The organism is Streptomyces blattellae (assembly GCF_009709555.1).
GTDB lineage: Bacteria > Actinomycetota > Actinomycetes > Streptomycetales > Streptomycetaceae > Streptomyces > Streptomyces blattellae.
The window spans coordinates 12,514-24,825 of sequence record NZ_WJBG01000122.1 but is presented as its reverse complement, the minus strand read 5'-3'; the positions used below and the strand labels follow the sequence as shown (position 1 = coordinate 24,825).

At 71.2% G+C, this 12,312-nt stretch carries 6 protein-coding genes; all 6 read left to right on the top strand.

Going from position 1 to position 12,312, the window contains the following annotated elements; genetic code table 11:
• Window positions 1–136 precede the first annotated feature (136 nt).
• Window positions 137–2,395, top strand: a complete 2,259-nt coding sequence (gene glgX, locus GFH49_RS10790; protein ID WP_155055616.1) for a glycogen debranching protein GlgX — start codon at window positions 137–139, stop codon at window positions 2,393–2,395.
• Window positions 2,396–2,581: 186 nt separating this feature from the next.
• Window positions 2,582–4,483 carry an ABC transporter ATP-binding protein gene (locus tag GFH49_RS10785; RefSeq protein WP_155055615.1) on the top strand — a complete coding sequence of 634 codons (1,902 nt, stop codon included), beginning with the start codon at window positions 2,582–2,584 and terminating at the stop codon, window positions 4,481–4,483.
• Window positions 4,480–6,342 carry an ABC transporter ATP-binding protein gene (locus tag GFH49_RS10780; RefSeq protein ID WP_155055614.1) on the top strand — a complete coding sequence of 621 codons (1,863 nt, stop codon included), beginning with the start codon at window positions 4,480–4,482 and terminating at the stop codon, window positions 6,340–6,342. The genes GFH49_RS10785 and GFH49_RS10780 overlap by 4 nt, the downstream gene beginning before the upstream one ends.
• 43 nt (window positions 6,343–6,385) lie before the next feature.
• Window positions 6,386–8,101 (top strand): ABC transporter transmembrane domain-containing protein, encoded by a 1,716-nt coding sequence (locus GFH49_RS10775; protein ID WP_155055613.1) that lies wholly within the window; start codon window positions 6,386–6,388, stop codon window positions 8,099–8,101.
• A complete protein-coding gene (locus GFH49_RS10770; protein ID WP_155055612.1) occupies window positions 8,098–9,885 on the top strand; it encodes an ABC transporter ATP-binding protein in 1,788 nt (595 codons plus the stop codon). Before GFH49_RS10775 ends, GFH49_RS10770 begins: the two co-directional genes overlap by 4 nt.
• A gap of 239 nt (window positions 9,886–10,124) precedes the next feature.
• Complete coding sequence (locus GFH49_RS10765) at window positions 10,125–12,176, top strand: M4 family metallopeptidase (protein WP_155055611.1); 2,052 nt, start codon at window positions 10,125–10,127, stop codon at window positions 12,174–12,176.
• The last annotated feature ends 136 nt before the right edge of the window (window positions 12,177–12,312 follow it).

Here is a 12,312-nt window from a genome sequence, read left to right as displayed (position 1 = left end):
CGCCCGCTCCCGGGAAACGTGAGTGCGACCCAAGCTCTGGGCAGAACAGTGGGGAGAACGACACGACGGGGAGCGGGGGCCGGGACGCCACACGCTCTTCCTCCGGGTCGTTCCGCGAGCCGTGGGAGGCTGTCACGTGTCCAGCGCAGCCGAGCAGGAGGCGGTGGCCGAGGGGCGCGCTGCCGAACAGGAAGCCGTGACGGAGCAGCGGTCCGTCGTGAACGGCGCGCGCCGTGCGGTGCCGCCCGGCGCACCGGTGTGGCCGGGTGCGCCGATGCCGCTCGGCGCCCGGTTCCGTACCGGTCCGGACGGGGTGACCGGCACCAACTTCGCGCTGTGGGCGGGCGGGGCCGAGGCGGTCGAGCTGTGCCTGTTCGGGCCGGAGGGCAAGGAGACCCGGGTCCGGCTGACCGAACTGACGCACGAGATCTGGCACGGCTTCGTGCCCGGCGTGATGCCCGGTCAGCGCTACGGCTATCGCGTGCACGGCCGCTGGGACCCGTGGACCGGTGGCCGCTGGAACCCGGCCAAGCTGCTCCTCGACCCGTACGCCCGCGCGGTGGACGGTGACTTCAGTCTGCCGCCCGAGGTGTACGGCCATGTGCGTGACTGGCCCCAGCAGCACGTGGCGGACACCGTGCGCGACGACCGGGACTCGGCGCCGTACGTCCCGAAGGGCGTCGTCGTCCAGGACGACGACGACTGGTCCGACGACCGGCGTCCGAAGACGCCGTGGGCCGACTCGGTCATCTACGAGCTGCATGTCCGCGGGTTCACCCGGTTGCACCCGGGGATCCCCGAGGAACTGCGGGGCACCTACGCCGGCCTGGCGCACCCGGCCGCCGTCGAACATCTGGTGAAGCTCGGCGTCACGGCGGTCGAGCTGCTGCCGGTGCACCAGTTCGCGCACGAGGACCATCTGCTGCGCCGCGGCCTGAAGAACTACTGGGGCTACAACTCCATCGGCTACTTCGCCCCGCACGCGGCGTACGCGGCCACGGGCACGGCGGGCCAGCAGGTCGGCGAGTTCAAGCGGATGGTGCGGGCGCTGCACGCGGCCGGGATAGAGGTCGTCCTCGACGTGGTCTACAACCACACGGCGGAGTCGGGCGAGCTGGGCCCGACGCTGTCGATGAAGGGCATCGACAACCGCGGGTACTACCGGTTGCAGTCGGACGCGCGTAGGTACGCGGACTACACCGGCTGCGGGAACACGCTGCACGTCGTCCAGCCGCATGTGCTGCGCCTGATCACGGACTCCCTGCGCTACTGGGTGACCGAGATGGGCGTCGACGGCTTCCGCTTCGACCTGGCGGCGGCACTGGCCCGCTCCATGCACGACGTCGACATGCTCTCGCCCTTCCTCGCCGTCATCGCCCAGGATCCGGTGCTGCGGCGGGTGAAGCTGATCGCCGAGCCGTGGGACGTGGGTTCGGGCGGCTACCAGGTGGGGGCCTTCCCACCCCTGTGGACGGAGTGGAACGACCGCTACCGCAATGCCGTACGGGACTACTGGCGGGGCGCGCTGCCGGACGTCCGGGACCTGGGCTACCGCCTGTCCGGCTCCAGCGACCTGTACGCGTGGGGCGGGCGGCGCCCCTACGCCTCGGTCAACTTCATCACCGCGCACGACGGTTTCACCCTGCGCGACCTGGTGTCGTACGAGCGCAAGCACAACGAGGCCAACGGCGAGGGCAACCGGGACGGCACGGACGACAACCGGGCGTGGAACTGCGGCACCGAGGGAGAGACGGACGAGGAGCGCGTACGGGCGCTCAGGCGGCGGCAGTTGCGGAACCTGCTGACGACGCTGCTGCTGTCCACGGGGGTGCCGATGCTGGTCGCGGGCGATGAGCTGGGGCGGACGCAGCGGGGCAACAACAACGCGTACTGCCAGGACAACGAGATCAGCTGGCTGGACTGGGGGCTGCTTCAGGAGCCGGGCTGGAAGGCCCTCTTCGACCTGACCGCCCGGCTGATAGACCTGCGCCACCGGCATCCGGTGCTCCGTCGCCGGGCCTTCTTCTCCGGTCGGGCGCACTCCGCGGACGGCCTGCGCGACCTGGCCTGGTTCACGGCCCGCGGCACCGAGATGACGGAACGGGACTGGTACGCGCCCGCCGCGACGCTGGGCATGTACTTGTCGGGACGGGACATCCCGGGGCGGGACGAGCGGGGGGCGCCGATCCTCGACGACAGCTTCCTCGCCGTGCTGCACGCCGGGGACCGGCCGGTGAGCTTCGTCCTGCCGGGACCGCCGTGGGCGGACCGGTACGAGGTGGTCGTCGACACGTCACGGGAGGAGCAGGCCGAGGCGCCCGGGGTGGAGCATCGGGCGGGGGCGGCGATCACGGTGCCGGCGCGGGCGGTGTTGCTGCTGCGGGTGGCGGGGTGAGGAGCTTTACGCCCCCGCCGCTTCTGCTTCCGGCGTTTGCGGAGCCGGGGTACGACTGCCCCGACAGCCAACCCGAGCCTCGTTGGTTCGACGTGTCGAACGCGCAGGTCGTAGGACCAGCGGCCGATCCCGGTCCGGCCAAAACTCGGTGGGCGTTGTCAGTGCCGGTCCGTAGGCTCGCAATTGATGTCCACGACACCTGCCACCACGAAGGAACGCTCCGCCGTCAGAACCCTGTTGCGGTTGTGGCCGTATGTGCGGCCCGTCCGGGTGCGGCTGTTCACCGCCGCGTTCGTCGCCGTACTCGCCTCGTGCGTGGGGCTGGTGATCCCGCTCGTCCTGAAGTGGATGGTGGACGGGCCGGTCACCGAGCAGGATCCGGCGGGCGTGTGGCTCGGCGCGCTGTATCTGCTGCTGCTCGGGCTCGCGGAGGCGCTGCTGTTCGGGCTGCGGCGGTGGCTGGTGGCACGGCCGCTGTCGCATGTCGAGGCGGAGATGCGGGCGGATCTGTACCGGCACCTGCAGCGGCTGCCGGTGGAGTTCCACGACCGGTGGGCGTCCGGGCAGCTGCTGTCCCGGGGCACCACGGATCTGATGCTGCTGCGCATGTTCCTGGCCTTTCCACTGACGTTCCTGCTGGTCAACGGGGTGACGATCCTGGTCGGCGTGGCCATCATGCTGATGCAGGACTGGACGCTGGGGCTGGTCATACTCGGCCCCGCCGTGCCCGTGCTGATCACCTGCGTGATCTTCGAGCGGCGGTATGCCGAGGTCGCTCGGCGGGCGCAGGACCAGGTCGGGGATCTGACGACCGTCGTCGAGGAGGGCGTGCTCGGCATCCGGATCATCAAGGGCTTCGGGCGGCATCGCAGCCAGGCGCGTGCCTTCCGTGAGCTGTCCCGGACCCTGCGGGGGACGGAGCTGCGGAAGGCTCGTCTGCTGGCCGCCATCTGGGCCGTCATCGTGACACTGCCGGAGGTGGCGATCGGGGCGGCGCTGGTGTTGGGGGCTGTGCAGGTGGCCGACGGGGCGTTGTCCGCGGGGACGCTGGTGGCGTTTCTGTCGACGGCGCTCGCGTTGCGGTGGCCGGTGGATTCGATCGGGTTCCTGCTGGCGATGAGCCAGGAGGCGGCGACGGCTACGGAGCGGTACTTCGAGGTGATGGACGAGGCGCCGGAGGCAGAAGCGCCCCAAAGGGGCGCGGGGCTGTCACATATGCGGCTCCGCCGCGTGGGCACGCCCAGCCCCCACGAACCCGCACCCGACGACAACGAAGGCATCCGCTTCTCCTCCGTCACCTTCCGCTACCCCGACGCCCCCGCCGACTCCCCACCCACCCTCGACCGCATAGACCTCCACATACGCCCCGGCGAGTCCATGGCCCTCGTCGGCGCCACCGGAAGCGGCAAGACGACCCTCACCGCGCTCGTCCCCCGCCTCCACGAGGTCACCTCCGGCCGCATAACACTGGACGGCGAGGACATCACCGCCATCCCCCGGGCATCGCTGCGCGCCCTCGTAGCCGTCGCCTTCGAGGAGCCCACCCTCTTTTCCGCGAGCGTCGGGGACAACGTCCTCATGGGCGCCGATGACCGAGCCGGCGCCGAGGAGCTGCACCGCGCGCTCTCCGTCGCGCAGGCCGAGTTCGCGCACGCCCTCCCCCAGGGCACGGACACTCAGGTCGGCGAGCAGGGCCTCAGCCTCTCCGGGGGCCAGCGGCAGCGCCTCGCGCTCGCCCGGGCCGTCGTGGGCAGCCCCAGGTTCCTCGTCCTGGACGACCCGCTGTCGGCGCTGGACGTGCATACGGAGGCCGCCGTCGAGGCCGCCCTGCGGGACGTGCTCGCCGACACGACCGCGCTCATCGTGGCGCACCGCCCCTCCACCGTGCTGCTGGCCGACCGCGTCGCCCTGCTCTCCGGCGGCCGTATCACCGCCGTGGGCACGCACTACGAACTGCTGCGGACGAACGCGGAGTACGCCCATCTGATGTCCGGAGAGACATCCGGAGAGACGACCGGAGAGACGACCGGAGAAGAGTCCGAGGAAGAGTCCGAGGAAGAGCCCGAGGAAGACGAGGACTACCGGTGACCGCTCCCTCGACCTCCGTGCCCACGACCGACGACGGCCAGCAGGACCTCCCCCGGTCCCCCGGCGGCGGCGACCCCTTCGACCGCGACATCCTGCCGACTCCGCCCGGCGCGACGGCCGCGCTGCTGCGTTCTCTCCTCGCTCCGATGAAGGCCAGAGTCGCCCTCACGACGTTCCTGCTGCTGCTTCAGCAGGCGGCCGTGCAGGCGGGCCCGCTGCTGGTGGCGTACGCCATCGACAGTGCCGTACCGGCGTCGCGTGCGGACGACCACGGGCCGCTGATCGCCGTGGGCGTCGGCTACCTGCTGTGCGCGCTGGCCGCCGGCGGTCTGCAGTACTGGTTCATCATCGCCGCCGCCCGCGTCAACCAGGACGTGCTGCTGGACCTGCGCGGCCGTATCTTCCGGCATGCGCAGGCGCTGAGCATCGACTTCCACGAGCGGTACACCTCGGGCCGGCTCATCTCCCGCTCCACGACGGACGTCGAGTCGCTGCGCGAGCTGCTGAACGAGGGGCTTCAGGAGCTGGTGACCGTCGTGCTGTCCTTCGTCTACATCTCGGTGACGCTGCTCTGGCTGGATCTGGGCCTGGGCGCGGTGGCGGTGGCGTCGTTCGTGCCGCTGTATCTCCTCGTACGGGTCTACCAGCGGCGCGCGGGACGGGCGTACCGCATCCGGTCCACCGCCATCGCCGCCGTCATCGTGAAGTTCGTGGAGACGATGAACGGCATCCGGCCGGTCCGCGCCTTCCGCCGCGAGACCGCCAACGACGCCGACTTCCGCGTCCTCAACTCCCGGCACGAGCGCGCCAACGGCGATGCGCTGCTGGAGATGGCCCGCTATGTCGTCGGGTCCCGGCTGGTCGCGAACACCGCCGTCGCGGGCATCGTGCTGTGGGGTGCCTACCGGGTGGCGGGCGGCTCCCTGGCCCTCGGCGTGCTCGCCGCCGCCGTGCTGTATCTGCGGCGGCTGTACGACCCGATCGACCGGCTCGGCATGTTCCTCAACTCGTACCAGTCGGCCGCCGCCTCACTGGAGAAGATCGCCGGTCTGCTCGCCCAGACGCCGTCCGTGCCCGAGCCGTCGACGCCGCGGCAGCTTCCGGCACTCACGACGGAGCACCCCGGCCGCGAGGTCGTCTTCGACGCGGTCGGCTTCGGTTACCGCACCGGCGGCGAGGTCCTCCCCCGCTTCGACCTCACGATCCCCGCCGGGCAGACCGTCGCCGTGGTCGGCTCGACCGGCGCGGGCAAGTCGACGCTGGCGAAGCTGCTCGCCCGGTTCTACGACCCCTCCGCCGGGCGGGTCCTGCTCGACGGCGTCGATCTGCGCGACCTCGACGTGCCCGAACTGCGCCGCGGGGTGGTCATGGTGACGCAGGAGGCGTTCCTGTTCTCCGGCACGGTCGCCGAGAACATCGCGATCGGCCGCCCCGACGCCACGCACGAGGAGATCGAGCGGGCCGCGAAGGCGATCGGCGCGCACGAGTTCATCGCCGCGCTGCCCGACGGCTACGACACCGACGTACGCAAACGGGGCGGCCGTATCTCCGCCGGACAGCGCCAACTGGTCGCCTTCGCCCGCGCGTTGCTCGCCGATCCGGCGGTGCTGATCCTCGACGAGGCGACCAGCTCGCTCGACGTGCCGGGCGAACGGGCCGTGCAGCGGGCCATGCAGACGGTCCTGCACGGCCGCACGGCGGTCGTCATCGCCCACCGGCTGTCCACCGTCGAGATCGCCGACCGCGTGCTGGTCATGGAGCACGGCCGGATCGTCGAGGACGGCAGCCCCGCCGAACTCGTCGCGGGAACGGGCCGGTTCGCGGATCTGCACCGGGCGTGGCGGGACAGCCTGGCATGACGGTCTGGCGGGACATTTGCCAGCTGAGATCTTCGGGGGCCGTGTGATCGACGCGTATGAGGATCCGGGGCAGCCCGACTGCCGGGGCGGCGGACGGTTCCTGTGGTGGCTGGTGATGCGGCAGCCGGGCCGTTCGCTTGCCGGTGCGCTGCTGGGCAGCGTGTGGATGGTGCTGGCGGCGGCGGCACCGTATCTGCTGTCCCGGGCGATCGACGAGGGGCTCGAACCGGGCGACTTCCCGGCGCTGGCGGGCTGGACGGCCGCCCTGGTCGCCGTGGGGGCCTTCAACGCCTGGCTGAGCATCATGCGCCATCGCACGATGACCCGGGTGCGAATGGACGCCAACTTCCGCACGGTCAAGGTCGTCGTCGGGCAGGCGATCCGGCTGGGAGGCGCCCTGTCACGCCGGGCGGGTGCGGGGGAGGTCGTGACGATCGGCGTGGGCGACGTGCTGACGATCAGCCAGTCCCTGACGGCCGTCGGCCCGGGGGTCGGTGCCGTCGTGGCCTATCTCGTCGTCGCCGCCCTGCTGTTGTCGGTGTCGGTGCCCATCGCGTTGGCGGTGCTGCTCGGCATGCCGGTGCTCGGCCTCCTCGTCGGCCCGCTGCTCGCACGGCTGCAGGGCGCCGAGACCGACTACCGCGAGCGGCAGGGCGTCCTGACGGCACGGATCGGCGACCTCGCGGGCGGGCTGCGCGTTCTCAACGGCCTCGGCGGGAAAGCGCTGTTCGCCGACGCCTTCCACCGCGACTCACGGCGACTCCTGGCGCAGGGCTACCGGGTCGGCGCGGTCACCAGCTGGGTGCAGGCCCTCGGCATGGGCCTGCCGACGGTGTTCCTCGGCGTGGTGACCTGGCTCGCGGCCCGGCTCGCCGCCCAAGGGGAGATCACCGTGGGCGAGTTGGTGTCGGTGTACGGCTATGTGGCCGTCCTGGTGGGCCCGGTGGGCTTCTTCGTCGAGTGCGGCTATCAGCTCATCCGGGGAGTGGTGGCGGCGCGACGGGTCGTACGGTTCCTGCGGCTGGAGCCGGCGGCGGACGCCGGGACGCGACCAGCGCCTGTCGAACCCGCCGTACTGCACGATCCCGACTCAGGGGTACGGGTACGGCCCGGCCGCCTGACCGCCCTGGCCGCCGCCCACCCCGCCGACGCCGCGAACGTGATCGACCGTCTCGGCCGTTATACGCCGTCGGCGGCGACCTGGGGCGACGTACCTCTGGCAGAGATCCCGCTGCGGCAGGTGCGGGAGCGGATCCTGGTCGCCGAGCACGAGGCCGACCTGTTCGCGGGCACCCTGCGCGATTTGGTGAGCGGGCGCCGGGAGCCCGGCACCGAGGACATCGCCCGTGCCGTGTACGCCGCCGTCGCCGACGACATCGTCCAGGCCCTGCCCGACGGCCTCGACTCGGCCATCGACGCCCAGGGCCGCAACCTCTCCGGCGGCCAGCGACAGCGCATACGACTGCTCCGCGCACTGCTCGCCGACCCCGAAGTCCTGCTGGCCGTCGAACCGACCTCCGCCCTGGACGCCCACACCGAGGCGAGGGTGGCGGAACGGCTGCATGAAGCGCGGGGCGGCGGCCGTACGACCGTGGTCACCACCACCTCCCCCCTGATCCTGGACCGCGCGGACAGCGTGCACTACCTGGTCGACGGCAAGGTGGCGGCCACAGGCACCCACGACGAACTTCTGGACGGAGAGCCGGGATACCGAGCCCTGGTGGCACGGGACGAGAACGCCGAGGAGTTCCTGAGTTGACGGCACAGCAACGCCCCCAGCCCGTAGCCGCCCTCCCCATCGCCAACCCCGCAGACGTCCGCCGCGCAGCCGTCCGGCTGATCCGGGCGGACCGGCGGGCCTTCCTCGTCATGCTCGCTTTGAACTCGGCGGCAGCCGTGGCCGGCCTCGCCGGCCCCTGGCTGCTCGGCCGAATCATCGACGAGGTACGGACCGGTACCGGCACGTCAACCGTGGACCGACTCGCCCTCGGCATCCTGCTCTGCGCCCTCGCCCAACTCGTGCTGACGCGATACGCACGGCTTATAGGACACCGCTTCGGCGAACGCACCCTCGCCCGGGTCCGTGAGGAATTCGTGGACCGAACACTCGCCCTGCCCGCGTCCACCGTGGAACGGTCCGGTACCGGCGACCTCACCGCCCGCGGCACCGCGGACGTGGCGACCGTAGGCACCACCCTGCGCGACATCGGCCCGGTCCTCCTGGTCAACGGCGTGCAGGCACTGTTCCTGATCGGCGCGGTGTTCCTGCTCGACCCCCGGCTGGGGGCATGCGGGCTGGTCGGCCTGATCGGCATCCGGTACGCCCTGCGCTGGTACCTGCGCCGGGCCCGCGACGGCTACCTCGCCGAGGGCGCCGCCACCTCCCAGGTCGCCGAGATCCTCGCGGCGACCGCGTCCGGCGCCCGCACGGTGGAGGCGCTGCGGCTGGAGGAGCGGCGCACCCAGGTCGGCCGGGACGCGCTGGAGACAGCCAGGCGCACCCGGCTGTACACGCTGTTCCTGCGCACCGGGTTCTTCCCGGCGGTGGAGGTCTCGTACGTCCTGCCGGTGGCGCTCGCGCTGCTGCTCGGCGGCGTGCTGCTGGAGAACGGCGCGCTGAGTCTCGGCGCGGTGGTGACGGCCGCCCTGTATCTGCAACGGCTCGGCCAGCCGCTCGACGAGGTTCTGATGCGGATCGAGCAACTCCAGGCGAGCAGTGCCTCGTTCGCCCGGGTGGAGGGGCTGAGCGGTCTCGGGGACGCGACCGACCGGGACTGCCCGGCGCCGGCGGACGACCGGATCGACGTGACCGGTGTGCGGTACTCCTACGACCGCGGCGGCGAAGTGCTGCGCGGGGTGGATCTGACGGTGCGGCCCGGGGAACGGCTCGCGGTGGTGGGGCCGTCGGGGGCCGGGAAGACGACGCTGAGCAGGCTGCTTGCCGGTGTCGACGCGCCCACCGAGGGCACGGTGACGGTGGGCGGGGTGCCCGTCGTCGCGCTCGGCCCGGAGCAGCTGCGCCGCCAGGTCGTGCTGGTGACGCAGGAGCACCATGTGTTCATCGGCACGGTCCGGGACAACCTCCGTATCGCCGAACCGGCCGCCACGGACGAGGAGTTGTGGGCGGCTCTGACCTCCGTGGGCGCCGACGCCTGGGTACGGGAGCTGCCGGACGGCCTCGACAGCGTGCTCGGCGAGGGGGGCCGCGGTACGGACGGGCCGCAGGCCCAGCAACTGGCCCTCGCCCGGGTCGTGCTGGCCGATCCGCACACCCTGATCCTCGACGAGGCCACGGCGCTGCTGGATCCGGCGACCGCCCGGCACACCGAGCGCGCCCTGGCGGCCGTACTGGAGGGCCGTACGGTCATCGCCATCGCGCACCGGCTGCACACGGCCCACGACGCGGACCGGGTGGCCGTGATGGAGGACGGCCGGCTCACCGAACTGGGCACGCATGAGGAGCTGGTGACGGCGGGCGGGGCGTATGCGCGGCTGTGGCGGACGTGGCACGGGGAGCGGGACCTGAAAGGGCGGGAGACCTGAACCCTCGCCAAGGGTTCGTATATCGAACGTGAACTCCCGGACAGCGAACGATTTCCGGCCAACTTCCTGACGCGCTCCTGACAAGGACCGTGTTCTCCTGCCACTCTTCCCACGGCCACACCACGGCAACCTCACAGTTCACAGTTCACAGCGCACAGTTCCACCACACCGCGGTGCCTGGCCGCCGCTCGCGCACGTGGTTCCGCACAACCCCCCACTGCTGCCAGAAGGAGTCCGTGTTGAGACGCAATTCCTCAGACAGACGAACCTCTCACAGATCCACCCCCCGAACCGCCGCCGTCGTTTTCGTCGGCGCCGCCGCCCTGATCGCCGCGGCCGTCCAGTCGGGCGCCGCGACCGCCGCCCCGGAGAAGGCACCGTCGGCCGCGGGCAAGGTCATACCGGGCGCGGAGTCCGTCAAGCTCTCCCCCGCCCAGCGCGCCGAGCTGATCCGCGAGGCCGATGCCGGCAAGGCGGACACCGCCGAGGACCTTGGCCTCGGCGCCAAGGAGAAGCTGGTCGTCCGCGACGTCCTCAAGGACGGCAACGGCACGGTCCACACCCGCTACGAGCGGACGTACGACGGCCTCCCCGTCCTCGGCGGCGACCTCGTCGTCGAGACCGCCGAGTCCGGCGCGACCGAGGCCGTCGTCAAGGCCACCCGTGCCGCCATCAAGCCCGCGACCACGAAGGCCGCCGTACCCACCGCCGAGGCCGAACAGCAGGCGCTGGCCGCCGCGAAGGCCGAGGACGCCAAGAGCCCCGACGTCAACCGGGCGCCCCGCAAGGTGATCTGGGCGGCGAACGGCACGCCGACGGTGGCGTACGAGACGGTCGTCGGCGGCTTCCAGCACGACGGCACCCCGCAGGAACTGCATGTCATCACCGACGCCACCAGCGGCGAGAAGCTGTACGAGTGGGAGGCGATCGAGACCGGCACCGGCAACACGGTGTACTCCGGCACGGTCGACCTCACCACCACGCAGTCGGGTTCGACGTACAACCTCACCGACGGCGCGCGCGGCAACCACCGCACGTACAACCTGAACCGCGGCACCTCCGGCACCGGCACCCTCTTCTCCGGCTCCGACGACGTGTGGGGCAACGGCAGCCCGTCGAACCTGGAGTCGGCCGCCGCCGACGCCCACTACGGCGCCGCGCTGACCTGGGACTACTACAAGAACGTGCACGGCCGCGACGGCATCCGCGGTGACGGCGTCGGCGCCTACTCCCGCGTCCACTACGGCAACAACTACGTCAACGCGTTCTGGTCGGACAGCTGCTTCTGCATGACGTACGGCGACGGCTCCGGCAACGCCAACCCGCTGACGGCCATCGACGTGGCCGCGCACGAGATGACCCACGGGCTCACCTCCAACACCGCGGGCCTCAACTACTCCGGCGAGTCCGGCGGCCTGAACGAGGCCACCTCCGACATCTTCGGCTCGACGGTCGAGTTCTACGCGAACAACTCCTCCGACGTCGGTGACTACCTCATCGGCGAGGAGATCAACATCAACGGCAATGGCACGCCGCTGCGGTACATGGACCAGCCGAGCAAGGACGGTTCGTCGCGGGATGCCTGGTACTCGGGCATCGGCTCGATCGACGTGCACTACTCGTCCGGCCCCGCGAACCACTTCTTCTACCTCCTCTCCGAGGGCAGCGGCACCAAGACCATCAACGGGGTGACCTACAACTCGCCCACCTCGGACGGCCTTCCGGTCACCGGCATCGGCCGCGACAAGGCGGAGAAGATCTGGTTCCGGGCGCTGACCACCAAGTTCACGTCCACGACCAACTACGCCGCCGCCCGCACCGGCACGCTCGCGGCGACCGGTGAGCTGTACGGCACGACGAGCGCCGAGTACAAGGCGGTGCAGGACGCCTGGGCCGGCATCGCGGTCGGCGCACGCTCCGACGGTGGTGGCACAGGCGGCGGTACGTCCTTCGAGAACGCGGCGGACGTGACGATTCCCGACAACGGGGCGGCGGTGACGTCGTCGATCACCGTGTCCGGGCGGACGGGCAACGCGCCGTCGAACCTCGCGGTCGCGGTGGACATCGTGCACACCTACATCGGTGACCTTCAGGTGCAGCTGGTCGCACCCGACGGCACGGCCTACACGCTGAAGGCGTACGGCACCGGCGGGAGCACGGACAACCTCAACACCACGTACACGGTGGACGCCTCCTCCGAAGTCGCCGACGGGACCTGGCAGTTGCGGGTCCAGGACAACGCGGCGGCAGACACCGGTCACATCAACAGCTGGCAGCTGACGTTCCCGTAAGACGCAAGGTTCTGCGGGCAGGGTGCCGTCCCGGGTGGTTCAACCCCCCGGGGCGGCACCCGCGTTCATGTTCCCGAAACGTTCACCAGGCAGTCGAGTTTCAGCCAACGTCACTTTGAGGTCCTGACGTGTATGC

Excerpts from the sequence above, each read along its gene's own strand:
- GFH49_RS10785 (WP_155055615.1), top strand. The coding sequence starts at position 2,582 with ATGTCCACGACACCTGCCACCACGAAGGAACGCTCCGCCGTCAGAACC.